General features: G+C 73.1%; 28 protein-coding genes and 1 tRNA gene. 17 read left to right on the top strand and 12 right to left on the bottom strand.

Features of this window, described 5'->3' with window-relative positions; all coding sequences use genetic code 11:
• Window positions 1-77 precede the first annotated feature (77 nt).
• The 4 genes from topA (at window position 78) to A6Q81_RS06200 (ending at window position 6800) form a co-directional block, all read left to right on the top strand.
• Complete coding sequence (gene topA, locus A6Q81_RS06215; RefSeq protein WP_286689862.1) at window positions 78-2828, top strand: type I DNA topoisomerase; 2751 nt, start codon at window positions 78-80, stop codon at window positions 2826-2828.
• Between the two features lie 641 nt (window positions 2829-3469).
• Window positions 3470-4108, top strand: coding sequence for a dTMP kinase (gene tmk / locus A6Q81_RS06210; RefSeq protein ID WP_286689861.1), 639 nt, complete (start codon window positions 3470-3472; stop codon window positions 4106-4108).
• On the top strand, window positions 4105-5253 hold the full coding sequence (locus tag A6Q81_RS06205; RefSeq protein WP_286689860.1) for a DNA polymerase III subunit delta': 1149 nt from the start codon (window positions 4105-4107) through the stop codon (window positions 5251-5253). The genes tmk and A6Q81_RS06205 overlap by 4 nt, the downstream gene beginning before the upstream one ends.
• A complete protein-coding gene (locus A6Q81_RS06200) occupies window positions 5250-6800 on the top strand; it encodes an alpha/beta hydrolase (RefSeq protein ID WP_067859937.1) in 1551 nt (516 codons plus the stop codon). The genes A6Q81_RS06205 and A6Q81_RS06200 overlap by 4 nt, the downstream gene beginning before the upstream one ends.
• 56 nt (window positions 6801-6856) lie before the next feature.
• Here A6Q81_RS06200 and A6Q81_RS06195 read toward each other — a convergent pair whose 3' ends face one another.
• Window positions 6857-7153, bottom strand: a complete 297-nt coding sequence (locus A6Q81_RS06195; RefSeq protein WP_083516457.1) for a chorismate mutase — start codon at window positions 7151-7153, stop codon at window positions 6857-6859.
• A gap of 89 nt (window positions 7154-7242) precedes the next feature.
• On the opposite strand from A6Q81_RS06195, the gene A6Q81_RS06190 reads away from it, so the two are divergent.
• A tRNA-Thr gene (locus A6Q81_RS06190) sits at window positions 7243-7318 on the top strand.
• 86 nt (window positions 7319-7404) lie between these two features.
• Here A6Q81_RS06190 and A6Q81_RS06185 read toward each other — a convergent pair.
• Together A6Q81_RS06185 and tatA are read right to left on the bottom strand one after the other, a co-directional pair.
• Window positions 7405-8799: an LCP family protein gene (locus A6Q81_RS06185; protein ID WP_158509213.1), complete on the bottom strand. Its 1395-nt coding sequence runs from the start codon at window positions 8797-8799 to the stop codon at window positions 7405-7407.
• A gap of 3 nt (window positions 8800-8802) precedes the next feature.
• Window positions 8803-8985, bottom strand: coding sequence for a twin-arginine translocase TatA/TatE family subunit (tatA, locus tag A6Q81_RS06180; RefSeq protein ID WP_286689859.1), 183 nt, complete (start codon window positions 8983-8985; stop codon window positions 8803-8805).
• A 168-nt stretch (window positions 8986-9153) separates the two neighbouring features.
• Between tatA and A6Q81_RS06175 the strand changes: the two genes are divergently transcribed.
• The 3 genes from A6Q81_RS06175 to A6Q81_RS06165 are packed head-to-tail and all read left to right on the top strand — an operon-like array spanning window position 9154 to window position 11561.
• On the top strand, window positions 9154-9786 hold the full coding sequence (locus tag A6Q81_RS06175) for a TetR/AcrR family transcriptional regulator (RefSeq protein ID WP_067859931.1): 633 nt from the start codon (window positions 9154-9156) through the stop codon (window positions 9784-9786).
• Between the two features lie 46 nt (window positions 9787-9832).
• Window positions 9833-11152 (top strand): glycosyltransferase, encoded by a 1320-nt coding sequence (locus A6Q81_RS06170; protein WP_286689858.1) that lies wholly within the window; start codon window positions 9833-9835, stop codon window positions 11150-11152.
• Window position 11153: 1 nt separating this feature from the next.
• Window positions 11154-11561, top strand: coding sequence for an ester cyclase (locus tag A6Q81_RS06165; RefSeq protein WP_286689857.1), 408 nt, complete (start codon window positions 11154-11156; stop codon window positions 11559-11561).
• A 53-nt stretch (window positions 11562-11614) separates the two neighbouring features.
• Here A6Q81_RS06165 and A6Q81_RS06160 read toward each other — a convergent pair whose 3' ends face one another.
• Entirely contained in the window at window positions 11615-12565 is a 951-nt protein-coding gene (locus A6Q81_RS06160; RefSeq protein WP_286689856.1) for a hypothetical protein, read from the bottom strand.
• A gap of 55 nt (window positions 12566-12620) precedes the next feature.
• Here A6Q81_RS06160 and A6Q81_RS06155 point away from each other — a divergent pair, with 55 nt between their 5' ends.
• Complete coding sequence (locus A6Q81_RS06155; protein ID WP_286689855.1) at window positions 12621-13793, top strand: DUF5005 domain-containing protein; 1173 nt, start codon at window positions 12621-12623, stop codon at window positions 13791-13793.
• Between the two features lie 11 nt (window positions 13794-13804).
• Here A6Q81_RS06155 and A6Q81_RS06150 read toward each other — a convergent pair whose 3' ends face one another.
• Both A6Q81_RS06150 and A6Q81_RS06145 read right to left on the bottom strand, forming a co-directional pair.
• Complete coding sequence (locus tag A6Q81_RS06150) at window positions 13805-15292, bottom strand: MFS transporter (protein ID WP_286689854.1); 1488 nt, start codon at window positions 15290-15292, stop codon at window positions 13805-13807.
• A gap of 79 nt (window positions 15293-15371) precedes the next feature.
• Window positions 15372-15938 (bottom strand): TetR/AcrR family transcriptional regulator, encoded by a 567-nt coding sequence (locus tag A6Q81_RS06145; RefSeq protein WP_067859913.1) that lies wholly within the window; start codon window positions 15936-15938, stop codon window positions 15372-15374.
• Window positions 15939-16113: 175 nt separating this feature from the next.
• On the opposite strand from A6Q81_RS06145, the gene A6Q81_RS06140 reads away from it, so the two are divergent.
• A complete protein-coding gene (locus A6Q81_RS06140) occupies window positions 16114-16716 on the top strand; it encodes a flavodoxin family protein (protein ID WP_067859910.1) in 603 nt (200 codons plus the stop codon).
• Between the two features lie 13 nt (window positions 16717-16729).
• Here the strand turns inward: A6Q81_RS06140 and A6Q81_RS06135 are convergent, their stop codons facing one another.
• The 3 genes from A6Q81_RS06135 to A6Q81_RS06125 are packed head-to-tail and all read right to left on the bottom strand — an operon-like array spanning window position 16730 to window position 18194.
• Window positions 16730-17113: an SRPBCC family protein gene (locus A6Q81_RS06135; protein ID WP_286689853.1), complete on the bottom strand. Its 384-nt coding sequence runs from the start codon at window positions 17111-17113 to the stop codon at window positions 16730-16732.
• Entirely contained in the window at window positions 17110-17628 is a 519-nt protein-coding gene (locus A6Q81_RS06130; protein ID WP_286689852.1) for a hypothetical protein, read from the bottom strand. Before A6Q81_RS06130 ends, A6Q81_RS06135 begins: the two co-directional genes overlap by 4 nt.
• Window positions 17625-18194 carry an RNA polymerase sigma factor gene (locus A6Q81_RS06125; protein ID WP_286689851.1) on the bottom strand — a complete coding sequence of 190 codons (570 nt, stop codon included), beginning with the start codon at window positions 18192-18194 and terminating at the stop codon, window positions 17625-17627. Before A6Q81_RS06125 ends, A6Q81_RS06130 begins: the two co-directional genes overlap by 4 nt.
• A gap of 150 nt (window positions 18195-18344) precedes the next feature.
• Here A6Q81_RS06125 and A6Q81_RS06120 point away from each other — a divergent pair, with 150 nt between their 5' ends.
• Genes A6Q81_RS06120 through A6Q81_RS06090 form a run of 7 tightly spaced genes read left to right on the top strand, consistent with a single transcriptional unit; the run spans window position 18345 to window position 21228 of the window.
• Complete coding sequence (locus A6Q81_RS06120) at window positions 18345-18785, top strand: Asp23/Gls24 family envelope stress response protein (RefSeq protein ID WP_067859900.1); 441 nt, start codon at window positions 18345-18347, stop codon at window positions 18783-18785.
• The gene (locus A6Q81_RS06115; RefSeq protein ID WP_067859897.1) at window positions 18782-19105 is read left to right on the top strand and encodes an Asp23/Gls24 family envelope stress response protein; all 324 of its coding nucleotides are present in this window, start codon (window positions 18782-18784) and stop codon (window positions 19103-19105) included. The genes A6Q81_RS06120 and A6Q81_RS06115 overlap by 4 nt, the downstream gene beginning before the upstream one ends.
• Window positions 19102-19422, top strand: coding sequence for a hypothetical protein (locus tag A6Q81_RS06110; protein WP_286689850.1), 321 nt, complete (start codon window positions 19102-19104; stop codon window positions 19420-19422). The genes A6Q81_RS06115 and A6Q81_RS06110 overlap by 4 nt, the downstream gene beginning before the upstream one ends.
• A 41-nt stretch (window positions 19423-19463) precedes the next feature.
• A complete protein-coding gene (locus A6Q81_RS06105; RefSeq protein ID WP_067859894.1) occupies window positions 19464-19643 on the top strand; it encodes a DUF2273 domain-containing protein in 180 nt (59 codons plus the stop codon).
• The gene (locus A6Q81_RS06100; protein ID WP_286689849.1) at window positions 19636-20034 is read left to right on the top strand and encodes an Asp23/Gls24 family envelope stress response protein; all 399 of its coding nucleotides are present in this window, start codon (window positions 19636-19638) and stop codon (window positions 20032-20034) included. Before A6Q81_RS06105 ends, A6Q81_RS06100 begins: the two co-directional genes overlap by 8 nt.
• Before the next feature lie 28 nt (window positions 20035-20062).
• Window positions 20063-20641 carry a DUF6286 domain-containing protein gene (locus tag A6Q81_RS06095; protein ID WP_286689848.1) on the top strand — a complete coding sequence of 193 codons (579 nt, stop codon included), beginning with the start codon at window positions 20063-20065 and terminating at the stop codon, window positions 20639-20641.
• A gap of 5 nt (window positions 20642-20646) precedes the next feature.
• Complete coding sequence (locus A6Q81_RS06090; protein ID WP_286689847.1) at window positions 20647-21228, top strand: hypothetical protein; 582 nt, start codon at window positions 20647-20649, stop codon at window positions 21226-21228.
• An 81-nt stretch (window positions 21229-21309) separates the two neighbouring features.
• Here the strand turns inward: A6Q81_RS06090 and A6Q81_RS06085 are convergent, their stop codons facing one another.
• The 3 genes from A6Q81_RS06085 to hppD are packed head-to-tail and all read right to left on the bottom strand — an operon-like array spanning window position 21310 to window position 24967.
• On the bottom strand, window positions 21310-22479 hold the full coding sequence (locus A6Q81_RS06085; RefSeq protein ID WP_286689846.1) for a fumarylacetoacetate hydrolase family protein: 1170 nt from the start codon (window positions 22477-22479) through the stop codon (window positions 21310-21312).
• Complete coding sequence (locus A6Q81_RS06080; protein WP_286689845.1) at window positions 22476-23696, bottom strand: homogentisate 1,2-dioxygenase; 1221 nt, start codon at window positions 23694-23696, stop codon at window positions 22476-22478. The genes A6Q81_RS06085 and A6Q81_RS06080 overlap by 4 nt, the downstream gene beginning before the upstream one ends.
• Entirely contained in the window at window positions 23696-24967 is a 1272-nt protein-coding gene (gene hppD, locus A6Q81_RS06075; protein ID WP_286689844.1) for a 4-hydroxyphenylpyruvate dioxygenase, read from the bottom strand. The genes A6Q81_RS06080 and hppD overlap by 1 nt, the downstream gene beginning before the upstream one ends.
• Between the last annotated feature and the right edge of the window lie 43 nt (window positions 24968-25010).

Here is a 25010-nt window from a genome sequence, read left to right as displayed (position 1 = left end):
CTTGACAAGGCGCGTTAGCGTATGCCGCGTCCGGCCCGCTGTCCGTGCGCCCGGACCGTCCACGAGGGAGTAACACCGTGACCACGCTCGTCATCGTCGAGTCGCCGAACAAGGTGCGCAGCATCCAGTCGTACCTGGGTGACGGCTACGTCGTCGACTCCAGCGTGGGCCACATCCGCGACCTCCCGAAGGGTGCCGACCAGGTGCCCGCCAAGTACAAGGGCCTGCCCTGGGCGCGCCTCGGCGTCGACATCGAGAACGGCTTCGACCCCGTCTACGTCGTCGCCGCCGAGAAGAAGCCGCAGATCACCAAGCTCAAGAAGCTCCTCAAGGAGGCCGACGAGCTCGTGCTCGCGACCGATGAGGACCGCGAGGGCGAGGCCATCGCCTGGCACCTCTTCGACGAGCTGAAGCCGAAGGTCCCGGTCAAGCGGATCGTCTTCAACGAGATCACCAAGGAAGCGATCACGCGGGCCGTCGAGAACCCGCGCGACATCGACATGGACCTCGTCGACGCGCAGGAGACCCGCCGCATCCTCGACCGTCTGTACGGCTACGAGGTCAGCCCCGTGCTGTGGAAGAAGGTCATGTCCGGCCTGTCCGCGGGTCGCGTGCAGTCGGTCGCGACCCGCCTCGTGGTCGAGCGCGAGCGGGAGCGCATGGCGTTCCGCTCCGCCTCCTACTGGGACCTCGACGCCACCTTCGACGCCGGCGAGCAGCACGAGGACGCGCGCTTGTTCCCGGCCCGTCTGGTGACGGTCGGCGGCAAGCGCGTGGCGAACGGTTCGGCCTTCGCCGACGACGGCACCCTCAAGAACGCCGACGTCGCGCACCTCGACGAGGCACGCGTGACCGCCCTCGCGGCGGGTCTGCGCGACGAGACGTTCACGGTCGCCGGTGTCGACGCGAAGCCCTACACCCGCAAGCCGTACGCCCCGTTCCGCACCACGACCATGCAGCAGGAGGCGTCGCGCAAGTTCGGCTTCGGCGCCGCCCGCACGATGCAGGTCGCGCAGCGGCTGTACGAGGGCGGGCACATCACCTACATGCGCACCGACTCGATCACGCTGTCGCAGACCGCGCTCAACGCCTCGCGCGCCCAGGTCAAGGAGCTGTACGGCGCGGAGTACCTGCCCGACAAGCCCCGCACCTACGCCGGCAAGGTGAAGAACGCCCAGGAGGCGCACGAGGCGATCCGGCCCGCGGGGGAGCGGTTCAAGACCCCGCAGGCCACGGGGCTGCGCGGTGACGAGCTCCGGCTGTACGAGCTGATCTGGAAGCGCACGCTCGCGTCGCAGATGAAGGACGCCCGCGGCGAGCAGGTCTCGATCCGCCTGACCGCGACCGCCTCCGACGCTGCGGGCGCCGACGCGGGAGCGCCGGTCGAGCTGACCGCGTCGGGCCGCACCATCACGTTCCACGGCTTCCTGAAGGCGTACGTGGAGTCCCGCGAGGACAACGGCCAGGGCGACGACCAGCAGACGAAGCTCCCGGCGCTCGCCCAGGGTGACACGGTGACCGCGCACGAGCTGACGCCCGCCGGCCACGAGACGAAGCCGCCCGCCCGCTACACCGAGGCCTCGCTCATCAAGGAGCTGGAGGACCGGGAGATCGGTCGCCCGTCGACGTACGCGTCGATCATCGGCACCATCCAGAACCGTGGGTACGTGTTCAAGAAGGGCACCGCGCTCGTCCCGGCATGGATCGCGTTCAGCGTCGTCCGGCTGATGGAGCAGCACTTCCCCCGCCTCGTCGACTACTCCTTCACGGCCGAGCTCGAGGACGTCCTCGACCAGGTGTCGCACGGACGCGAGGAGCGTCAGCGCGTGCTCGAGGGGTTCTGGGCCGGCAGCGGCGAGAAGGACACCGGACTCAAGCGGCTCATCGAGAACCTCCCCGACATCGACGCCCGCGGTCTGGCCACGTTCGAGCTCGGCGACGGCGTCGCGGTGCGCGTCGGGCGCTACGGGCCGTACGTCGAGGGCCCGCCGATGGTCCCCGGCAAGGACGGTGTCGACGTGCCCACGCGCGGCAACGTGCCCGAGGACCTGCCACCGGACGAGCTGACGCTCGAGAAGGCCAAGGAGCTGCTGGCGAACCCGGCCGGTGCCGAGAAGATGCTCGGCACCCACCCGGAGACGGGGCTCGACCTCGTCGTGAAGAACGGTCGCTTCGGTCCCTACGTGCAGGAGCTGCTGCCCGAGGACGCCCCGAAGGGCGAGAAGCCGCGCACCGCGAGCCTGTTCCGCACGATGAGCATGGACGCGATCGGCATCGACGACGCCGTCCGGCTCCTCACCCTCCCGCGCGTCGTCGGCACCGACGTCGACGGCACCGAGATCACCGCGCAGAACGGTCGCTACGGGCCGTACCTCAAGAAGGGCACCGACTCGCGCTCGCTCGAGTCGGAGGACCAGCTGTTCACGCTCACCGAGGAGCAGGCGCGCGCCATCTACGCGCAGCCGAAGACCTACGGCCGCCGCGGCACCGCCAAGCCCCCGCTGAAGGAGCTCGGCGTCGACCCGGTCAGCGAGAGGCCGATCGTCGCGAAGGACGGCCGGTTCGGCGTCTACGTGACCGACGGCGAGACCAACGCCTCGCTGCGCAAGGACGACGACCTCGAGACCCTCACCGAGGAGCGCGCCCAGGAGCTCCTCGCTGAGCGCCGCGCCCGCGGTCCGGTCAAGAAGACGGCGAAGAAGAGCGCCAAGAAGGCCACGACCAAGAAGACCGCTGCGAAGAAGACGACGGCCAAGAAGACGACGACGGCGAAGAAGACGACGACGGCCAAGGCGGCGACGAAGTCGTCGGCAGCGAAGAAGAGCTGAATCCTCTCGGCTTCCTGGTCGTGACCTTGCTGGTGCGCTGCCGTAGGGAGTCTGTGCTTGCCGGTGCGCTGCCTCGGCTCGCGGTGGGGGTGGTCTCCGAAAGGGCCTCGACCGGGCGGTTGGCGGCGGCGCTGGTCTGGGGTCTCGGGCTGTGGGTTGGTGCTGAGGGTGGGCTCAAGATTCTGCGTTGGTGCACTGGCGGCCAACGCTTCTGCGTTTGCGACGGGATCCCGTCGTGAACGCAGAATCCTTCCGCCGCTCAGCCCTCCATCGGTGGATCGGCAACCGCAGGAGCGCTCCTGCGGTTGCTGATCCACCGATAGGCCGCGCGAACGCAGAACCTTGGCCCGAGAACGCTGAAACGACGAATCGTGCGTCACCCACAGGCCGAAGCCAGACCCCGAGACCCAGACCACCCTCAGGCCCGCTGCCGGTCGAGGCCCTTTCGGAGACCAGACACAGCGCCGGCCGAGGCAGCGCACCAGCAAGGTCAGACTCCCCGCGGCAGCGCAGCGGCAAGAAGAAGCCCCTGCGCCTGCGCAGCGGCAACCACACGACGACCGCAGCCAGCGCAGCAGCAAGGTCACGACGACCGCAACCAGCACCCCACCCCGTCGTACCCGCCCCCTAGGATCGGCCCCATGCAGCCGCGCTACACCGACTCGGGCGTCTTCGTCGCGCTGGAGGGCGGTGAGGGGGGCGGGAAGTCGACGCAGGCGCGGCTCCTCGCCGACTGGCTCGGCGCCGCCGGTCACGAGGTGCTGCTCACGCGCGAGCCGGGTGGCACGGAGGTGGGGGCGCGGTTGCGGGGCATCGTGCTCGATCCCGCCACGGGGCACCTGTCGCCGCGCACGGAGGCGCTGGTCTACGCCGCCGACAAGGCCGAGCACGTCGACGCCGTCGTGCTCCCGGCGCTGGCGCGGGGCGAGGTGGTCGTCACCGACCGCTACGTCGACTCGACGCTGGCGTACCAGGGTGCCGGACGTGCCCTCGACGCCGCCGAGCTGGAGCACGTGGCGCGGTGGGCGACGGCCGGCCTTCGTCCGCACCTGACCGTCGTGCTCGACCTCGACCCCGTCGTCGGGCTCGCGCGGGCGGGGGAGCCCGACCGCATCGAGGCCGAGCCGCTCGATTTCCACCAGCGGGTCCGCAGCCACTTCCTGGAGCTGGCCGCCGCCGACCCAGCCCACTACCTCGTCGTCGACGCCGACCAGTCGCCCGACGTCGTCCACGCCGCCGTGCGCGCCGCGGTCGAGCCGTGGCTGGTGCAGGCGCGGTGACCAGCGTCTGGGACGAGCTGGTCGGGCAGTCCCCGGTCGTCGACACGCTGTCGGCCGCGGTCCGCTCGGCCGGTGGCGACGGTCGCTCGATGACCCACGCCTGGCTGTTCACGGGCCCGCCCGGATCAGGACGCTCGAACGCGGCGAAGGCGTTCGCTGCGGCGCTGCAGTGCGAGCGCGGCGGCTGCGGCGAGTGCCGCTCCTGCACCACGGCGGCGGCGGGCAGCCACCCCGACATCACGCTCATCCGTACCGACGGTCTCTCGATCGGCACCGACGTCGCCCGCGAGTACGTCCGCAAGTCCGCGCTCAGCCCGGCCCTCGGGCGCTGGCAGGTGCTGGTCGTCGAGGACGCCGACCGGCTCACCGAGCAGGCCGCCAACGCCCTCCTCAAGGCGGTGGAGGAGCCGTCGCCGTTCACCGTGTGGATGCTCTGCGCGCCCGCCACGGAGGACGTGATCGTCACGATCCGCTCGCGCTGCCGGCCGGTGCTGCTGCGCACGCCGCCGGTCGACGCCATCGCCCGCCTGCTCGTCGAGCGCGACGGGGTCGAGCCGCAGCTGGCGCACGAGGTGGCGGCCGCCTCCCAGGGCCACATCGGCCGGGCTCGCGGCCTCGCGCGCGACCCCCAGGCGCGGGAGCGGCGCCGGGAGATCCTGTCGCTGCCGACGTCGCTGCGCTCCCTCGGCGACTGCCTGGTGGCGGCGCAGCGCATCAACGACGAGGCCACCGCCCGTGCCGCCGCGATCGCCGACGTCGCCGACGAGCGCGAGAGCGCCGACCTCAAGCAGTCGTGGGGCGTGGAGGACCGCGGCCGTCGCCCCGCCGGCTACGCCGGGGCGGTCTCCTCGCTCGAGAAGGACCAGAAGCGACGTCGTACCCGGCTGGCGCGCGACTCCATCGACGGGGTGCTGCTCGACCTGCTGTCGTTCTGCCGCGACGTCGTCGCCGTGCAGACCGCCCCCGGCGCACCGCTCGTGAACGCCGACGTCGCCGACGCGGTGCGCGAGGCGGCCCGTCTGTGGACGCCCGAGTCGACGCTGAGCCGGATCGGTGCGATCGTCGAGGCGCGCGAGGCGCTCACCGCGAACGCAGCACCGCTGCTCACCCTCGAACGCATGATGATGGGATTCCGGAGCCGATGAAACGACCGCTGATCGTCCTGATCGCCCTCGCCGCGGTGGCTGCGGTCGTCGCGGGCGTCCTGCTCGTGGTCCGCGACGGCGACGGCGCGTCCGACGACTCGCCCGCCGCCCAGGCGATCCAGCCCACCGGCGAGCAGGCTCCCGACGGCCTGCAGCGCTTCTACGACCAGAAGCTGACCTGGAAGGGCTGCGGCGGTGACTCCGAGTGCGCCACGATCACCGTCCCCATCGACTACGACGAGCCCGACGGCGCGACCACGACGCTCAAGGCCGCGCGCTACCTCAGCACCGGCGACGGCACGCGCGTGCTGTTCGTCAACCCCGGCGGACCCGGCGGGTCGGCGATCGACTTCGCCGCGAGCCTGGCGGGCAGCATGGCGCCGACGGTGCGCGACGCCTTCACGATCGTCGGCATCGACCCCCGCGGCGTCGGCGAGAGCTCGCCCCTGGAGTGCCTGCCCGACGCCCAGTTCGACGCCTACGCGGCCAGCGACCCCGACCCGAGCACGTCGGCCGAGGTGCGCGAGCTGCGCGCCGGCGTCCGCAAGCTGGGCGAGGCGTGCGCCAAGAACTCCGGCGAGCTCGCCGGACACGTCTCCACCGAGGAGGCCGCCCGCGACATGGACGTCGCGCGCGCCGCGATGGGGCAGCAGAAGCTCGACTGGTTCGGCGCGTCGTACGGGACGCAGCTCGGCGCCACCTACGCGACGCTGTTCCCGCAGAAGGTCGGCGCCATGGTGCTCGACGGCGCCGTCGACCCCGCCCAGGACGTGTTCGGGTCCGCCTTCGGGCAGGCCACCGGGTTCCAGCGCGCGCTCGACGCCTATCTCGACGCGTGCGCGAAGCTCGAGTCGTGCCCGCTCGGCCAGGACCCCAACGCCGCCAACCGGGCGCTGGCCACCTTCATGTCCCGGCTGGAGGACCAGCCGCTGCCCACTGGGACCGACCGCGAGCTGACGAAGGGCCGGGCGTTCTACGGCGTGGCCGTCACCCTCTACGACAAGGCGGCGTGGCCCGTCCTGTCGCAGGCGCTCACGGCAGCGCTGCGGGGCGACGGGTCGCTGCTGCTGCGCCTCAACGACCTCTACTTCTCCCGGCAGAGCGACGGCAGCTACGACGGCAACATCGGGTGGGCCAACATCGCGGTCAACTGCCTCGACAACCGCGAGCGGCCGAGCGTCGCCGAGGTGGAGGCCGAGCTGCCCCGCTTCGAGAAGGTCTCGCCGGTCTTCGGTGCCGCTCTCGGCTGGGGCACCCTCGGCTGCACCGACTGGCCCGAGCCCGCCGAGCGCCCGCAGGTGGAGATCGACGCCGAGGGCTCGTCGCCGATCGTCGTCATCGGCACCACCCGCGACCCTGCGACGCCGTACGAGAACGCCAAGGCGCTGGCCGACCAGCTGGGCGACCGCGAGGGCGTGCTGCTCACCCGTGAGGGCGACGGCCACACGGCCTACAGCTCCGGCAACCGCTGCATCGTCAAGGCTGTCGACGCCTACCTCGTCGACGGCACCGTCCCGCGCGACGGCACGACCTGCCCCGACGAGTAGTCCGGCCGCAGTCCGGCCTCGCACCGCTCGGCGGTGCCGCGGCGACGGGGGCGGGCTCAGGCCGAGCGGATGGCCTCGTGGTGGCGGATGACCTCGTCGATGATGAAGGTCAGGAACTTCTCGGCGAACGCGGGGTCGAGGTCGGACTCGACGGCGAGCGAGCGGAGCCGCTCGATCTGGCGTGCCTCGCGGTCGGGATCGGAGGCAGGCAGGTCGTGCGTGGCCTTCAGCCGGCCCACCCGCTGGGTGCACTTGAACCGCTCCGCCAGCAGGTGCACGAGGGCGGCGTCGATGTTGTCGATGCTGGAGCGCATGTCGTCCAGCTCGGCCCGCACGTCCTCTGTCCCGGTCACGGGGTCGAGTGTAGGGGGGCCCGTGTGTCCCGCTGGAGGGGCAGGGGTAGGCTGTACGAGGTTCTGCGGGCGATCCTCGCGGGACCTTCGCCGCCTTAGCTCAGTCGGTAGAGCGTTTCACTCGTAATGAAAAGGTCGTCGGTTCGATTCCGACAGGCGGCTCCACCAGGCCCGGTCACGCAGCAGCGGACCGGGCCTTCGTCGTGCTCGCAGCTGTCGCACTCGATGGGCATGTCCACCCGGCTTCTCGCTCAGCTGCAGAGGTCCTCGTCGGCGTGTCGCGAGGTGGTCTCGACGGCGGGGGTGTCGCGGACCTGCAGGCCCGTGGCGTCGGAGGCGCCCAGGACGAGGCGCACTCCCGCGACGTCGGGGTCGACCTGCGGCTCCACGTCGAGCCCGAAGGAGCGGGCGACGGCGGCTGCGGTGCGCTTCGCGCGGTCCGAGCCGTCGACGACGAGGATCGTCCGCTCGGCCGGCTCCTGCGCGTCGCCCACGGCGACGACGGTGTGACCGAGCGACTCGAGCTGGCCGGCGGCCGACGCGGCGAGGCCAGGGACCCGCGCCCCGTTGAGCACCTCGATCGGTGCGTGCTTCGGCGAGGGAGCCGGTCGGTCCGACGCGAGGCGCACCGGCTCGTCGGCGTCGATGGCGGAGAAGACGGTGCGGGCGTCGTCGGTGGCGACCACGCGGTTGGGGTCCTGTGGGGCAGCCGCCGTGGGCATCGCCATGAAGGTGATGCGAGCAGGGTCCACCGATCGCACCCGCTGTGCGAGGCGGCCGAGGGCTCTGGTGCTGGCGAGGTCGTCGTCGACGGTCATCGACTGCGTGGCTGCGTCGAGGAACCTCACGAGCCGGTCGGGGCGGGTCAGCACCTCGGCCGAGCGCACCTCGTGGATGATCGCCGACATCACCACCTGCTGGTGGCCGATGCGGCTGAGGTCGCTGCCGTCGCCGATCGCGTGACGGGTGCGGGCCAGCGCCAGCGCGTCGGTGCCGTCGACGCGCTGCTTCCCGGCCGGCAGGTCGAGGTGCGCGTCGTCGTCGCGCAGCGCCTCGGGCAGGCACACGTCGACTCCACCGAGCGCGTCGACCATGTCGGCGAAGCCGTCGAAGTCGAGCTCGACGAAGTGGTGCACGTGCACGTCGCTGAGTGCCTCGACGGCACGCACGCTGCAGGCGGGACCGTGCTGCAGCGCCGCGTTGATCATGCCTGGACCCCCGGCGTGCGACGTCCCGTCGGCGTCGTCGCACGAGGGCAGGTCGAGGAGCGTGTCGCGCGGGATCTGCACGGCGTCGATGCGGCTGTTGTCGGCGGCGACGTGAGCCAGCACGAGGGCGTCGCTGCGTCGGCTGCCGTCGCCGTTGCCGTGCTTCGAGGTCCGGAGGTCGCGCGAGTCCGAGCCGATGAACAGGACGTTGAGGGCACCGGTGTCGGTGTCGTCCTCGACGAGGTGGTCGCCCACGGTCGCCGTGCTGAGGTTCGCGGACAGACGCCACTGCAGCACGCCGAGCGCCACGCCGGCCACCAGCGCGAGGCTGACGACACCGACGAGCACGACGCGCACGGTGCGGCGTCGCCGCTGGAGCATGCGTCGTCGGGCCCGCGTGGGAGGGGCGGTCGCGGTGGGGGTGCGCTCCTGCTCCACGAGCTACTCCGCCGTCCGGGCCGGTTCCTCCTCCGAGCTCGGGGGTTCCTCGCGCATCTCCTGCCTGAAGATGCGCAGCGCCTGGCCCGAGCCGCGGGCCAGCTCGGGGAGCTTGCGGCCGCCGAACAGGAGCACGGCGACCCCCACCACCATCAACAGCTCCGTCGCACCGATCTGCCTCAGCATGCTTCTCCCTCGTGTTGCCCGTTGCTCGCCGTCTGGTTGCGCGCCGCGACGACCCGTCGACGCTAACAACTCTCGCCTGAGAGACGCCTGAACCGCGTCACGGCCCTTCGGGCTCGAGGCGGGCTCGACCCCAGGTGGTGCGGTTCGTGCTCCGATACGGTTCGCTGCATGCCGCGTGCGTACCGCTCCCCGACCCGCGACGCCGTCGCCGCGGCCACGCGCCGCAGGATCGTCGAGGCGGCGGGGACGCTCTTCGTGCGCGACGGCTACGCGGCGACGTCGATGCAGGCGATCGCGGCCGAGGCGGGCACGTCGGTGCAGACCGTGCACGCGCACGGCCCCAAGCACGCACTGCTCGTCGCGGCGCACGAGCTGACGCTGGCCGGTGACGAAGGTCGACATCCGCTCGCCGAGCGTCCGGAGCTGGTCGACATCATGGCCGAGCCCGACACGGGCGTGGCGATCGAGCGGTACGTCGACTTCCTCGTCGAGGCGAACCTGCGGTCCGCGGCGCTCCTGCACGCCATGGTGTCCGCCGCGGACGTCGACGCGAGAGTCCGCTCGGCGGTGCAGGACCTGGAGGAGCGCCGGCACCGCGACATGACCATCGCCGCCGGGTGGTTCGTCGCGCGCGGACGGCTCCGCGCCGACCAGGCGTCCGAGGCGGCCGACCTGCTCGGGCTGGTCGTCGGCCCCGAGCCGTGGATCCACCTCGTCCGCGAGAGAGGGTGGACGCCGACGCGCTACGGCGTGTGGCTGCGCCGGCAGCTGGACGAGCTGGGGGCGGCGCTCGACGGGTGACCCATATTGGGGTTAGTCTCACTCTAGTCAATTGAGGGAGACGCCCATGAGCCGCAGCGCGGTGCTGTGCAGCATGCCGGCGACCGGACACGTCGGACCGCTGTCCGTGGTGGCCGGCGAGCTCGTCCGCCGCGGATGGCGGGTGAGGATGCTCACGGGAGCCGGCTACGAGGCTCCCGTGCGCGCGAGCGGAGCGGAGTTCGTGGCGCTGCCGGCCGAGGCCGACACGCTCGACTCCATCGGGGCGGGGGAGCGCACCCGTGGCCTCGCCACCATCAACCACGGCGTGGAACAGGCCTTCGTCGCCCCAGCTGCGCCGGCCGGACAGGCACTCGAGCAGATGCTCGCCGACGAGCCCGCCGACGTCGTCCTCCACGACATGACCTTCCTGGGTGTGCAGACGCTCTTCTCGCGCCCCCGTGACCAGCGTCCCGCGACCGTGCTGTGCGGGATCGGTCCGGCCGGGTTCAGCAGCGTCGACACCGCGCCCTACGGACTCGGACTCGTGCCGTGGCGACGGACGGTGCCGAACCGGCTCCGCAACCGCCTGCTGTACCGCACGTCGCGCGTGGTGCTCCGGCCCGTCCACCGCAGCCTCGACCGCTTCCTCGCCGACGTCGGCGCGCCGGGGCTCGACGGCGCCTTCTTCATGGACGTGCTCGACCGCAGCGACCTGCTCGCCCAGTTCACCGTCCCCGAGTTCGAGTACGCGCGCTCCGACGCGCCGGCAGGCCTGCGCTTCTACGGCCCGATGGTCCCGCCGGCAGCCGAGGTCGCCGACGTCGCGACACCCGCTTGGTTCGACGACCTCGACCCGCACCTCCCGCTCGTGCACGTGACCCAAGGGACGGTCGCCAACACCGACTTCACCGAGGTCGTCGGGCCGACCGTCGAGGCCCTGGCGGACCGTGACGTGCAGGTCGCCGTGACGACCGGCGGTCGCCCGACGTCCGCGCTGGACGACCTCGGCCCGCTGCCCGCGAACGTCTTCGTCGCCAGCTACCTGCCCTACGACGAGCTGCTGGCCCGCACCGACGTGCTCGTCACGAACGGTGGCTACGGCGGGCTGCACCACGCGATGCGCCACGGTGTCCCGATCGTCATCGCCGGGGACTCCGAGGACAAGGTCGAGACGTCGACCCGCGTGCAGCACGCCGGGGTCGGCATCAACCTGCGGACCGGCCGCCCGACCCCGGCCGCCGTGGGGCGTGCCGTGCGGGCGGTGCTCGACGACGGTGCGTACGCCCGCCGAGCGCACGAGGTCGGCGTCGCGATCGCCCGGTCCAGCGGGGTGGTCGGGCTGGTCGACGACGTGGAGGCGCTGGTCCAGGAGTCCTCCTACCCGCCCCTCACGAAGGAGTCATGAGATGTCGAGCCACGAGGTCGTCCGGCGTCACGTCGACGCGTTCAACGCCCGCGACGAGGCCGCCGAGCCCTGGTCCGAGGACGCGGAGATCATCGCCCCCGGTGCGTCGGCCTCGGGTCGGGAGGCCGTGCTCGCCTTCCTGCGGGTCTTCCACGACGGCTTCCCGGACGGGCGCCTCGAGCTGGTCTCCGTGCTCGGGAGCGGGTCACGCGTCGCGGCGGAGGGCCGCTTCGTCGGCACGCACACCGGCACCCTGCGCGGTGCGGGCGGCAGCCTCGCGCCGACCGGGCGCGAGGTGTCGTTCCGGTGGGCCGCCGTCTACGAGGTCGACGGCAGCCGACTGCGGTCGGAGCACCTGTACTTCGACCAGGTCGAGCTGCTGTCGCAGGTCGGCGCACTCGGCGACTGAGCTCCCGCGCCCCGCCCGCTCACGCCGCCGGGCGCCGGGACGAACTGGTGCGCTCAGCCAGCCGAGCGCTCGCGCCGGGCGAGCGTCGACGTGGCGCCACCCACGGCACACCAGACGGCGAGCACCGCCCACGGGCGCCAGAGCGCGCCAGCCGTGCCGCCGGTGAGCTGCTGCAGGATCTCGATGCCGGCCGCGTGCGGCAGCAGCGTCGTGACCTCGCGCCACACGACCGGCTGCATCCAGGTGCCCGTGCCGGCGAGGTCGGGGAGCGCCGTGAGGACGAGGAGGGTGACGGCGAGCCCCCAGCCCCACGCGTCCATCAGGTGCTCGAGCGCCTGCGACACGAGCGCGCCGGTCAGCACCAGCAGGGAGAGCGCCGGCCACCACAGGAGCACCGGTCCCGTCGCGAGCAGTGCGCCGACCAGGCCGCCGACGCCGCCGACCAGCACCGCCACTGCCCCGATCACGCGCAGACGTCGCAGGGCGCCCGGCCACGTCCGCGGCAGCCGGCCGGAGCGGACCGTGAGCACCCCCGACGTGAGGATGCCCGCGCCGACGGCCAGCACCGGGAGCCAGGTGACGGCGGCGCGTCCGCCCGCCGACAGCGACGGCCCGACCAGCTCGACCTCCACGCCCCGACCCAGCCGCGCCGACGTGACCCGGACGGCTGCCTCGACCGCCGCCCGCTGGTCCGGCGAGGCCCGCCGTGGCAGGAGCAGGACGTCGTCGGAGCGAGCGAGGTCGACCACCGCAGAGCCCACCAGCGTGCCGTCGTCGACGAGCCCACGGGCTGCTGCGGCCGACGGCGGTCGCACGACCGTGAACGGGCTGTCGGGATCGGCGGCAGCGCGGTCGGCGAGCGTCTGGCCGACCACGGCCGGCGCGACCACGCCGAGCGGCGCCTCGTGCAGGTCGTCGCCCGCGACCCAGGCGAAGACCGCGACCACGCCGGCCAGCTGCACGGCGACGGCGACCACCAGCGGCACCCAGACGCGACCCCTCACGCGCCGACTGTAGGTCACGCCAGGGCCCGCCCCGTCGCCGTGACATCGTGGTGCCGTGGGAGTGCAGCGCGTGCCGTGGCGGATCCGGGTGGCGGCCGTCACCGGGCCGGCGCTCCTGCTCATGCTGTCCCTCGTCGCCTTCTCGGGCCGGGCCGACCCGCCGTCGGCGCCGACGGTGCCCGAGGCGAGCGAGACCCGCTGCCTGCCGATCGAGCCTGTCCGCTCGGTACCCGACCTCAACCGGCTCGTCACGCAGGTCCGTGGCTCGGGGGCGTTCCAGGGCGCCGACGTCGGCGCCGACGTGACCCTGCAGGACGGGCGGCGGCTCTGGCTCTTCGGCGACACCCTCCGGTCGGCCGACTTCGACGGCCAGCGCTTCGTGCGCAACTCGATGCTCGTGTTCGAGCCAGGTTGCGCACAGGTGGTGCTGCCCGCCGACCACGGCGCGCTCATCCCCGACCGGGCCGACGGCGTCGGCTACTGGCCGATGTCGGTCGCCAAGATCGAGCGACCGGGCTACGACCTGGTGGGTGTGTCGGCGCAGCGCGTCAAGGGCGCCGACGCTCCCGACGGCCCGCTCGCGTTCGACAACCTGGGGCCCGCGGTCGCGCTGTTCGTCGTGGAGCGCGGGCGGACGCCCCAGCTGCTCGGGGTGCGCGACGTCGGCCCGGACGACGACGACCCCCGTCGTCCGACGTGGGGCGCCGCGACGGCCGTGTCCGACGGCTGGGTCTACCTCTACGGGACGGCGCGTCCCGGTCGCGGCCTGGTGTTCGGGTTCAGCCTGCACGTGGCGCGGGTGCGGCCCGACGACGTGTTGCGCCCCGACCGCTACCGCTACTGGAACGGTCGGGCATGGACCCGCGACGCCTCCGAGCTGGCCACCCTGGTCCCGGCCGAGGGCGGGGTCTCGCAGACGCTCAGCGTCTTCGAGCGAGGCGGACGCTGGTACGCGGTGAGCAAGCGCGACGAGTTCCTCGGCAAGGACCTCGTCGTGTGGTCGGCGTCGCGACCGACCGGGCCGTTCACCCCGAGCGCCCCGGTCGCCCAGATCCCCAGCGAGCCCGACGGTCGCCTGCGGTACATGCCGCTGGCCCACCCCGACCTGCTGCCCGAGCGAGGGTCGGTCGTCGTCTCCTACAGCCAGAACGACACCGACCTCGCGGAGGTCGCGCGCGACCCGTTCGTCTACCGCCCGCGGTTCCTGCGGATCCCGCTGCCGCGCTGACGTCCGCCCCGCTAGTGCTCGAGCGCGTCGAGGTCGAGGTCGGCGGGGAGCAGCCGGTGCACGAGCCACGCTGCCGCGAGCATGACGAGCCCGGCGGCGAGGCCGACCCAGCCGAACGCCTCGGCGTAGGAGGCCTGGGCGGCTGCGGCGACCGGCGTGTCGAGCGCGAGGGCGAGCGACTCGCGGGTCGCGTCGGTGGCGTCGCCGGGCAGCCCGCTGCGGTAGAGCGCGGCGACGAGGCCGCCGAGCACGCTGATGCTGATGACCGCGCCGAACTCGTAGCAGATCTCCTCGACGGCGGACGCCGAGCCGACCTGGTCGCGTGGTGCGCTGCCGATGATGAGGGCCGAGGCTAGCGCGAGCGCACCCGTCCCCACGCCGACCACGAGCAGTGCCGGGCCGACCACGACGTAGGAGAGCGGTTGCGGCGCCGCGAAGATGAGGAGCGGTCCTGCGCCGAGCAGGACCATGCCCAGCACCACCGCCCGTCGGGCGCCGATGCGGGCGGCGATCCGCGGGGCGAGCGGGGAGGCGACCAGGCCGCCGACGGCGAGCGGCAGCAGCGCGACGCCCGCCAGGAGCGGACCGTGGCCCTCCACGAGCTGGAGCCACTGCGAGCCGACGAAGAGCAGCGCCATCATGGCGATGCTGCTCGCCAGCGCGGCGACCACCCCGCCGCGGAAGATGCGACTGCGGAACAGCGAGACCGCGAGCATGGGGGCGTCCTGGCGCAGGCTGCGTCGCACGAAGAGGGCCAGCATCGTCATGCCCGCGACGACGCAGACCAGGGTGACTCCACTGAACCCGTCCTTGCCGAGCTCCTTGACGCCGTAGACCATCGTGACCATGCCGGCGACCGTGAGGACCACGCCGAACGGGTCGATGCGGCCGGGTCGCGCCGAGCGGCTCTCCGGCAGCAGCCACATGCCGAACGCGACGCCGAGGACCATGACGGGCACGTTCACGAGGAAGGCCGCGTGCCAGCTCCACGCCTGGAGCAGCGCGCCTCCGACGACCGGGCCGACGGCCGCTCCCAGGGAGGCCATCGCGGCCCAGATGCCGAGCGCGTAGGCGCGTTCGCGCGGGTCGGTGAAGAGCGTGCGGATGAGCGACAGGGTCGACGGCATGATCATGGCGCCGCCCAGGCCGAGGGCCACACGCAGCGCGATGACGGCCGATGCGTCGTCGACCCAGAGCGCGGCCGTGGAGGCGACGGCGAAGATCGTGAAGCCGGTGAGCAGCATGCGCTTGCGACCGACGCGGTCGGCAAGGGCGGTGACGGGCACGAGCAGGCCGGCCAGGACGAGGGCGTACGCGTCGACGATCCACAGCTGCTGCAGAGCGCTGGCGTCGGTCTCGGCGGCCAGGTCCGGCAGCGCGACGTTGAGGATCGTCATGTCCATGACCACCACGAGGAGGCTGGCGGCGAGCACGGCCAGACCGGCCCAGCGGCGCGGGTGGTCGACGGCGGGGGTCGTGGGGGAGGGAGAGGTGGTCACGGTGTCACCGAGGCTTTCCCGAAGCCGGAGGCTTCGTGGTGGCGGAGTGCGGAGGCTTCGTGGTGGGGAGTGCGGAGCCTCAGTCGTGCTGACGGGCAGAGGCTCCGTCGAGGAAGAAGGAGGAGACGAGGGCGCCAAGGCCGCGTCGCGGCACGTCGCCGACCCGGATGGCCTCGCGGGCGGCGACGAGAAGGCCGTAGCCGGCGGTCGACAGCCAGGCGGCGCTGACGTCGTCGCGCAGCACGCCCGCCCGTTGTCCGGCGGCGAAGAGCACGACCTCGCGCCGGTGGAGGGCCTCGGCGCGGGCGGCGAGTCCCGGCTCGACGGTCAGGAAGTGGTCGGTGAGGGCGAAGCCGAAGTCGTCGGAGTCGTCGGTGAAGCGCTCGAGCAGCTGCTCGACGGTGCTCCGGATGAGGCCGCCGTCGCCGCCGGCGGCCACGTCCTCGACCGCTGCCTCGTCGAGACGCTGCTCCCAGCGGTCGAGGGAGCGAGTGCCGATCTCGAGGAGCAGCTCGTCGCGTCCGGCGAAGTAGCGGTGCAGCGTCGCGCGGCCGATGTGGGCGGCTCGGGCGATGTCGGCCATCGACGACGTGGGGTCGGCGTTGAGCTGCCGTTGGGCGACAGCCAGGATCTCGTCGGGTGTCATCGCACTCCCCGGGTCGTCGTGAGACAGGAGTGTCTCACATGAGACCACAATGTCTCACCCCGCGGGGGCGGCCGGGTGCGAGGGTCGGCCGTCCCGTGACGGTTCGTCCCGCACGGGGCGGGTACGTCGGGAGGGAGCCGGCGTGACGTCGGCTCCCTCGACCGATGGAGTCCCCGTGCCCCTCACCGCCCTCGCACTGAACTGCACCCTCAAGCCCGGCGACGCGCCGTCGAGCAGCGCCCTGATGGCGCAGCAGTACCTCGACGCCCTCGCCGAGCACGACGTCGTCGGCACCGCCGTGCGGGTCGTCGACCTCGACGTCAAGCCCGGTGTCGAGACCGACATGGGCGACGGCGACGAGTGGCCGGCGATCCGTCGGCAGCTGCTCGACGCCGACGTGATCGTCGTGGTCACACCGACGTGGGTGGGGCAGATGTCGAGCGTCGCGAACCGCGTGCTGGAGCGGCTCGACGCCGAGCTGTCCGAGACGCGCGACGACGGGAACCCGATCCTCTACGGGAAGGTCGCGCTCGTGGGGGTCGTCGGCAACGAGGACGGCGCGCACAAGATCACGGCCGACCTGTACCAGGCGCTCGACGACTGCGGCCTGACGATCCCCGCGCAGGGCGGCACGTACTGGAACGGCGAGGCCATGCACACGGTCGACTACAACGACCTCGACGAGACCCCCGAGGCCACGCTCAGCACGCTGCGCACGGCGGCCGCGAATGCCGTGCACCTCGCCCGGCTGCTCTCCCGCGAGCCGTACCCCGCCTGACCTTCTGCCGCGGTCAGCGGCGCGCGGTGGCCAGCCGGTCGATCCGCACGAGCGCCGCGGCCAGCACGGGCAGGTATGCCGGCGCCCACAGCGGGGCACCCATCGACAGCCGGCAGCCGTCGACCTCCGGACGCACGGCGTGCGTCGTCGCGGGCACACCGGCGACCGACCAGGCCCAGGCGCGCCCCGGCTCGAACGACGTGATCGCGAAGGGGAGCGAGAGACCGACGGCCGTGCGGACGTGGCCGGTGCTGCCGAGGCCGAGCGGCGCCTCGTCGTCGAGGCTCGCGTGCTGCACCGACGGGCCCCAGCGAGGCCACGCGTCGAGGTCGACGAGCAGCGACCACACGATGTCGGGCTCGGCGTCGATGTGGCGGTGCACGGTCAGCTGTCTCACGCGTCGCCCACCTCATCCTCGTCGAGCGGCTCCGCCAGGTGCGGGTCCCCGTGGGTGACGTCGCTGACGTGCACGTGCTGGGTGACGTCGTCGGCGCCCGGTGCCGGCCCCGTCCCGAGCGTCTGGGTCAGGACGCGCCGGGTCACGGCGTGCGTCGCCTCGGTGGACTCCGGCACCGACGTCCCGTAGCGCGCCACGAGCTCCACGTACACGGCGTGCAGGCGGCCGCGGTCGCGGACGTCGAGCCGGATGCGTCGCACGGCCGCGTCGGCGACCTCGCCGCCGAGCGCCGAGCGCAGCAGCGCCACGAGCGCGACCGAGGAGACCTGCAGCAGCGGGTCGGCGGTCTCGATCGTGCTCGCCCGACGGGGGGCGGCAAGGGCCCGGGCGAGGACGCGGCCGGCCGCCTGCGCGACGTGCGGGCTCGCCGGCTGGTCGCGGAGCTGGTCGGTCGCCACGTCGAGGGCACGCTCGCCGCTCGAGCGGTCGAGGTCGGGCACGTCGGGGTTCGTCATCGCCACTGCTCCATCCGGATCGCGAGACTTCGTCGGGCGCGGTGCAGCTGTCCGCGGACCACGGTCGGAGTCGTGTCGAGCACCTGGGCGATCTCCGCGTAGGAGAAGCCCTCCAGCTCACGGAGGGTCCATGCCGCGCGCTGGGTCCACGGTAGCTCCCCCAGGGCCAGGTCCAGCGTGCGCCAGAGGTCGCCGAGCTCGGCCTCCTGCTCGGGGTCGAGGCGACGCGCGGCGCCGAGCCGGTCGGCGTCGTCGCGGCCGAGGGGCTCGAGGATGCGGTCGTCGACCGCCAGGGGGCGGGTGCGGCGACGGCGTCGGTAGACCTCGCGCTGCACGATCGTGAACAGCCACGTCTGCACCTTCGAGCGGCCCTCGAAGTCGGGCAGAGCGCGCCACGCGGTGATCCACGCGTCCTGCACGGCGTCCTCCGCCGACCTCTCGTCGCCGTCGAGCAGACGCGCCGCCCGGTCGCCAAGGCCGGCGCGGCGGGCGAGCGCGTTGTCGGACGGACGGGCGCTCCCGTCGTCGGTGCCCGGCACCCGCTCGTCGTCCGTCCCCCTGGTCATCGCTCCGACCGTCCCACCGCGTGGGGAGGGGCGCACCTCGAACGGACTCACACCGTGACGTCGGTCACATCACCGTGACGTTCGGCGTGCGGGGTGACTCTCACGGTTGTTCGATCGATCCACCCCACCACACAGAACAGGACTGATGACGTGAGCGAGAAGGCCGTCGCCAAGACCACCACCTCCAGCGACCTGGACAGCACGCAGGGTCGTACCTCCATCGCCGACACCGTCGTGTCGAAGATCGCCGGCATCGCGACGCGCGAGGTCTCCGGCGTGTACGCGCTGGGTGGCAACACCGCCCGCGCCGTCGGCGCCATCCGTGAGCGCATCCCGGGCTCCTCCACCAACCACTCGCAGGGCATCTCCGTCGAGGTGGGCGAGAAGGAGGCCGCCATCGACATCCAGCTCGTCGCGGAGTACGGCGTCTCCATCGCCGACCTCGCCAACGGCATCCGCACCAACGTGATCAACGCGGTGGAGCGCATGGTCGGCCTCAACGTCGTCGAGGTCAACATCGAGGTGCAGGACATCCACATCGAGTCCGACGAGGGCGCCGACGACACCGCCGGCGAGCCGCGCGTCCAGTGACCACCCCCGCCGACACGCCCGAGCCCGCCGACACCGGAGCGACGGTGGCCGAGCAGGTGGCGTCCGCGACCCTGGGCGTGCCCGGGGTCGCGGGGCTGCACGCCGGCTCGTTCGGCGAGGTGGCGACCTACCTGCCCGGTCGTCGCGTCACCGGGGTCCGGCTGCGCGACGGCGACACCGAGGTGCACGTCGTCGCGACGATGGGCACCCGGCTGCGCGACCTGGCCGACGCCGTTCGCTCGGTCGTGTCGCCGCTCGTCGACACACCCGTGCGCGTGGTCGTCGAGGACGTCGTCCCGGACGGCACGACCGCGTCGTGAGCGGCAGCACCGGGGCGCGACCGACCGGACACCGCTTCGCGGGTCCGGCCGACGCCGCACTGCGCGAGCAGTGGCGTCGCGACCGTCGCGCCCTGGTGCGTCGCCACCATCCCGACGCCGGAGGTGACGCCGAGCAGCTGCAGGTCCGGCTGGCGGCGCTCGACCGGCGCTACGCGTTCCTCGAGCGGTCGGGCCCCCGAAGCTCTGGCCCCGAGCCGTCCGACCCGAGGCCCCTGCCTCGAGTGCTCCACACCCTCCGGGCGGCCCTGCGCCGCCCGACGCGGCGGCCGCGTCGCCGCCGCTACATCGACCTCTGACCCCTCGCACGACCCCCATCCCGGCACCAAGGAGACACCCCATGACCACCTCCACCGTCGGCCTCATCGCCGGCCTCCTGCTCGCCATCGCCATCGCGACCGGCGGCTTCCTCGGCTTCCTGCTCGCCCTCGTCCTGGGCGGCGCGGGCTACCTCGTCGGCGGCCACGTCGACGGGGAGGTCGACCTCTCCGGCCTGCTCGGACGGCGCGACCGTGGCTGACACGGCCACCCTCGCCCCCGTCGCGCAGGAGCGGGCACCGCTGCCCGCCCCCGAGGACCGCGGCCGCACGACCATCGCCGACGGCGTCGTGAGCCGGGTCGCGTCGATCGCGGCCTCGGAGATCGAGGCCGTCGTCGACACCCGCAAGGGCTGGACCAAGCTCGTCCGCAAGGGCCTGCCGCACGCCGAGGCCACGGTCGCCGGCGAGACGTCGTCGATCACGGTCGAGGTCGCGGCGACCTGGCCGACGCCGCTCGCGCCGCTCGTCGAGCGGGTCCGCGCGCACGTCACCGAGCGCGTCGACACCCTCGTCGGCGTCACCGTGAGCCGTGTCGACGTCACGGTCGCCGACGTCGTGCACCTCGACGCCCCCACCCGCCGCGTCGTCTGACCTCTCCCACTCGACCGAAGGACCCCGCATGACCTCCGAGACCCCCTCCCCGACGGGTACCCGCCCGCTCGCGGCGGCGAAGTCGCCCGCCGGCACGGGCGCGTCGCCCCTCGTCGCCCAGCTGATCGCCCTCGCGCTCGTCGGCCTGGCCGTCGTCGCGGTCCAGCACCTGCTCGTGCAGCTCGGCTCGGTGTCGGGCAGCTCGTGGCTGCTGACGGTCGTCGACGCGGCCGACGGGATCGACGGTCGCACCTCCGCGGTGCTGGCCGCCGCGGTCGTCGCACTGGTCGTGGCCGTGCTGCTGCTGCCGGTGGCGCTCAAGCCCCGACCGCGCCGCACCCTGGCGCTGCGCGCCAGCAGCGGCGTGCACCTGCGTCGCCAGGACCTCGTGCGGGTCGTCCGCGCCGCGATCGACGGCACCGACGGCGTCACCGACGCCGACGTCTCGGTCCGGCGTCGGCGCGTGAAGGTGGTGGCTCGTTCCGTCGCCACCAGCGACCGCGAGAGCGAGCTCGAGGGTGCCGTCCGTGCCCGCGCGGAGCGCGTCTGCTCCGCCGTCGACCCCACCCCGCGGGTCGACGTCACCATCCGACCCGAGAAGGGCTGAGCACCATGGTCAGTCGCACCACGCTCCTCATCGACCGTCTCGCCACCCTCGTGCTCGTCGCGCTGCTGGCCGCCGCTGGGCTCGCCGGCCTGTGGTGGTGGTCCGGACGCGAGGTCTCCGGCAGCACGCTCCCCGCGACCAGCAGCACCACGCGCGTCGCCGACGCGCTCGAGAACCCCGCCGTGGCGTGGGGGGCGGCGGCCGTCGCGGTCGTCGTCGCGCTCGTGGCGCTGCGCTGGATCCTCGCCCACCTGACCCGCCCCACCGTCTCGCGACTCCGGCTGGAGGGCAGCGGCGACGACGGACGCAGCGAGGCGCTGGCCGGCAAGGTGCTCTCCGCCGCCGCCGACGCGTTCGCCGCGACGGAGGGCGTGCGCTCCGCACGCGGGTCCGTCGTCCGCGACCGCGGCGAGCTCGTGGCCCGGATCGACGCCACCATCGAGCCGGAGGCCGACCTGACGCACGTGGCGCAGCGCGCCGACGAGGTGTCGGCGCAGCTGCACGACGTGCTCGGTCGCGACGACCTGCGCGCCGCCGTCCGGCTCCGGGTCGCCGCCCGCGGACGAGCCCTCTCCCGCGTGCACTGACGCCCCGGCTCGATCTCGATCTCGCAGCCCAGATGGCCGACCGTGCGCCGGATCAGCGCGCGGCGGCACCGGCCGTTGGTGTCAGGAGCCGGCGACGACGCGTCCGCGCACCTCGCCGAGCGGCACCCGCCGGCCGGCCGGTCCGGGTGCCGTCGCGCTGACGGTCACCTCGTCGCCGTCGTGCAGGAACGCGCGGGTCGAGCCGTCGCCCAGCACGATCGGCTCGGCGCCGTTCGCGGTGAGCTCGATGAGCGCGCCGCTCTCCCCGCGTGCCGGGCCGCTCACGGTGCCCGACGCGAACAGGTCGCCCGGGCGCACCGCCGCACCGTTGACGCACGAGTGCGCGAGCATCTGCGCCGGGGTCCAGTACATCGCGCGGTACGGCGGCCGCGACACGACCTCGTCGCCGATCCGCACCTCGAGCGCGAGGTCGAGCGCACCTGCCGGCGCCGACGTGTCGTCGAGGTAGGGCAGCAACGGGACGTCGCGCGGTGGCGGCGCCGTCCGGGCGTGCCGCAGCGCCTCCATCGGGACGACCCAGGCCGAGACCGACGTCGCGAACGACTTGCCGAGGAACGGCCCGAGCGGCACGTACTCCCACGCCTGCAGGTCGCGCGCCGACCAGTCGTTCACCAGCACCACGCCGAACAGCCGGTCCTCGGCCTCGGCCAGCGTGAGCGGGCCACGGGTGGCCGGCCCGCCGACGACGAACCCGACCTCGGCCTCGAGGTCGAGCCGTGTCGAGGGACCGAACGTCACCGCGCCGTCGGGCTCGCGACGTTGGCCGCCCGGCCGGCGGACGTCGGTGCCCGAGACGACGACGCTGCCCGCACGTCCGTGGTAGCCGATCGGCAGGTGCTTCCAGGCCGCCGGCAGCGGGTCGGTGCCGGGGCGGAACAGCCGGCCGACGGCGGCGGCGTGGTGCTCGGAGGCGTAGAAGTCGACGTAGTCGCGCACCGTCCACGGCAGGTACAGCGTCACGTCGTCCGCTGGCACGAGCGGAAGGTCGTCGGTCTGTGTGCCCACCAGGTCGGCGACCGCCCGACGCACCTGGTCGCGGCGGTCGGGGCCGTGCGCCAGCAGCGCGTCGAGCGTCCCGTCGGCCACCTCGTCGGCGAGCCACGGGAGCGCCGCGCCGGCGTCGAGCACCGAGCGTCCCACGCCGACCCCGACCCGGCGCGGGCCGTCGTCGACGCTGAACGAGCACCAGGGCAGCGTCGTCGTGCCCCAGTCCGGTGCCGCCGACGTCATCGCGACCAGGAGCGGTGGTAGACGCCGTCGTCGACCGCGCGCCCGCCCTCGCCCAGCTCGAGCGGGCGGAACGTGTCGACCATGACGGCCAGCTCGTCGAAGGACTCCGCGCCGAGGCTCGCCTCGATCGCCGCAGGGACCGGACCGTGGGAGTGCCCACCCGGGTGCACGCTGACCGAGCCCTTGCCGATGCCGGAGCCCTTGCGTGCCTCGTAGTCGCCGTCGACGTAGAACATGATCTCGTCGCTGTCGACGTTCGCGTGGTAGTACGGCACGGGGATCGCGAGCGGGTGGTAGTCGACCTTGCGGGGCACGAAGTTGCAGACCACGAAGCTGTTCCCCTCGAAGACCTGGTGCACCGGCGGAGGCTGGTGGATGCGGCCCGTGATCGGCTCGAAGTCGTGCACGCTGAGCGCGTAGGGGTACAGGCACCCGTCCCAGCCGACGACGTCGAACGGGTGCTCCGGTACCACGTGCACGGTGCCCGCGAGGCCTCCGGGCCCGCTGCCGCGGTGCTTCACGAGCACCTCGACCTCCGTCTCCTGGCGGACCTCGGGCTCGCCCGGGCCGCGCAGGTCGCGCTCGCAGTAGGGCGCGTGCTCCAGCAGCTGGCCGTAGCGCGACAGGTAGCGCTTCGGTGGCGCGACGTGGCCGTTCGCCTCGATGCAGTAGAGACGGGTCGTGGTCCCCACGACGTAGCGGTGGGTCGTCGCCCGCGGGACCACGAGGTAGTCACCGGGGCCGTAGGGGAGGTGGCCGAAGACGGTCTCCAGCACGCCCGTGCCGGCCTCGACGAACACGATCTCGTCGCCCGTCGCGTTGCGGTACAGCGGCGACGTCGCACCCGCCACCACGTAGGAGATCCGCACGTCCCCGTTGGCCAGCACCAGGCGTCGGTGCTCGACCGGGTTCGATTCCTTCGCCGCCCACGGTCCGGCACCCCCGCCGGCGGCGCCGGCCGGGTCGTCGGTGAAGAGGTCGTGCAGACGCAGGTGCCGGGGGAGCAGCGGCTCGTTGGGCGTCGTCGCCTGGTCGGGCAGCTCCCACCGGCGCGCCTCGAGCACCGCCGACGGCACGCCCACGTGGTAGAGCAGCGAGGAGTCGGAGCTGAAGCCCTCCTCGCCCATCAGCTCCTCGCGGTAGAGCCGGCCGTCGGGGTCGCGGTGCTGGGTGTGCCGCTTCGGCGGCACCGACCCGGCACGCCGGTAGTGGGCCATCAGAAGTTCCCGCGCTTGGCCTGCTCGCGCTCGATCGCCTCGAACAGCGCCTGGAAGTTGCCCTTGCCGAAGCCGAGCGAGCCGTGCCGCTCGATCAGCTCGAAGAACACGGTCGGCCGGTCGCCCACGGGCTTGGTGAAGATCTGCAGGAGGTAGCCGTCCTCGTCGCGGTCGACCAGGATGCCGCGACGCTGCAGCTCCTCGATCGGCACCCGCACCTCACCGATGCGGGCCCGCAGCTCCGGGTCGGTGTAGTAGCTGTCGGGCGTCGCCAGGAACTCCACGCCACGCTCGCGCAGCGCGTCGACGGCGGCCAGGATGTCGGCCGTGGCGAGCGCGAGGTGCTGCGCGCCGGGCCCGCGGTAGAACTCGAGGTACTCGTCGATCTGCGACCTCTTCTTCGCGATCGCCGGCTCGTTGAGCGGGAACTTCACCCGGTGGTTGCCGCTCGCCACGACCTTGCTCATCAGCGCCGAGTAGTCGGTGGCGATGTCGTCGCCGATGAACTCGGCCATGTTCGTGAAGCCCATGACGCGGTGGTAGAAGTCGACCCACTCGTCCATGTGACCCAGCTCGACGTTGCCGACGACGTGGTCGAGCGCCTGGAACACGGAGCTGTCCTGCCGCCCACGGCCCGGCACCCCCGCCGTGCCCTCCTGCCGCCCACGGCCCGAGGCGCTGGTACGGCGCTCCACGAAGCCGGGGAGGTACGGGCCGGAGTACCGGCTGCGGTCGACGAGCGTGTGCCGCGTGTCGCCGTAGGTGGCGATCGCTGCGCGCCGGACGATGCCGTGCTCGTCGGACACGTCGTGCGGCTCCTCGAGCACCGTGGCGCCCTGCGACCGCGCGTGCTCGACGCAACGGTCGACGTCGGGGACCTCGAGGGCGATGTCGACGACGCCGTCGCCGTGCACGCGGTGGTGGTCGGCGATCGCCGAGTCGGGGTCGACCGCACCGCACAGCACGAACCGGACGGCGCCGCCCTGCAGCACGTAGGCGTGGTGGTCGCGGTTGCCGGTCTCGGGGCCGGAGTAGGCGACGACCTCCATGCCGTAGACGTTCTCGTAGTAGCCGGCGGCCTGCGTGGCGTTGCCGACGGCCCACACGACGGCGTCCCAGCCGGTGACGGGGAACGGGTCGTGCGAGGCGTCGTACTCGACCAGGCCCACGAGCTGGCGGAGCTGGTCGAGGTCGAGCTCGGCGAGCCGCTCGCTGCCGGTCAGGGCGGTCGTCTGGTCGGTCGTCGGGGCGTGCGTCGGCGTCGTCGTCATGTGCCCCAGGTCACCTGCTGGGCCGCGTCTTGGCAACCTGCCC

It is taken from the genome of Aeromicrobium sp. REDSEA-S38_B2, assembly GCF_001628525.1.
Taxonomy (GTDB): domain Bacteria; phylum Actinomycetota; class Actinomycetes; order Propionibacteriales; family Nocardioidaceae; genus Aeromicrobium; species Aeromicrobium erythreum.
Note: the sequence above shows the minus strand (reverse complement) of the source record. Positions and strands in the feature narration are given on the sequence as shown.

Bases quoted from the DNA above. Each gene is read 5' to 3' on its own strand.
- tatA (WP_286689859.1), bottom strand. From the start codon at position 8,985: ATGCTGAGGCAGATCGGTGCGACGGAGCTGTTGATGGTGGTGGGGGTC.
- hppD (WP_286689844.1), bottom strand. From the start codon at position 24,967: ATGACGACGACGCCGACGCACGCCCCGACGACCGACCAGACGACCGCC.
- A6Q81_RS06095 (WP_286689848.1), top strand. From the start codon at position 20,063: ATGACCTCCGAGACCCCCTCCCCGACGGGTACCCGCCCGCTCGCGGCG.
- A6Q81_RS06080 (WP_286689845.1), bottom strand. From the start codon at position 23,696: ATGGCCCACTACCGGCGTGCCGGGTCGGTGCCGCCGAAGCGGCACACC.
- A6Q81_RS06165 (WP_286689857.1), top strand. From the start codon at position 11,154: ATGTCGAGCCACGAGGTCGTCCGGCGTCACGTCGACGCGTTCAACGCC.
- A6Q81_RS06170 (WP_286689858.1), top strand. From the start codon at position 9,833: ATGAGCCGCAGCGCGGTGCTGTGCAGCATGCCGGCGACCGGACACGTC.
- A6Q81_RS06090 (WP_286689847.1), top strand. From the start codon at position 20,647: ATGGTCAGTCGCACCACGCTCCTCATCGACCGTCTCGCCACCCTCGTG.
- A6Q81_RS06085 (WP_286689846.1), bottom strand. From the start codon at position 22,479: ATGACGTCGGCGGCACCGGACTGGGGCACGACGACGCTGCCCTGGTGC.
- A6Q81_RS06105 (WP_067859894.1), top strand. From the start codon at position 19,464: ATGACCACCTCCACCGTCGGCCTCATCGCCGGCCTCCTGCTCGCCATC.
- A6Q81_RS06145 (WP_067859913.1), bottom strand. From the start codon at position 15,938: ATGACACCCGACGAGATCCTGGCTGTCGCCCAACGGCAGCTCAACGCC.
- A6Q81_RS06175 (WP_067859931.1), top strand. From the start codon at position 9,154: ATGCCGCGTGCGTACCGCTCCCCGACCCGCGACGCCGTCGCCGCGGCC.
- A6Q81_RS06130 (WP_286689852.1), bottom strand. From the start codon at position 17,628: ATGACGAACCCCGACGTGCCCGACCTCGACCGCTCGAGCGGCGAGCGT.
- A6Q81_RS06200 (WP_067859937.1), top strand. From the start codon at position 5,250: ATGAAACGACCGCTGATCGTCCTGATCGCCCTCGCCGCGGTGGCTGCG.
- A6Q81_RS06125 (WP_286689851.1), bottom strand. From the start codon at position 18,194: ATGACCAGGGGGACGGACGACGAGCGGGTGCCGGGCACCGACGACGGG.
- tmk (WP_286689861.1), top strand. From the start codon at position 3,470: ATGCAGCCGCGCTACACCGACTCGGGCGTCTTCGTCGCGCTGGAGGGC.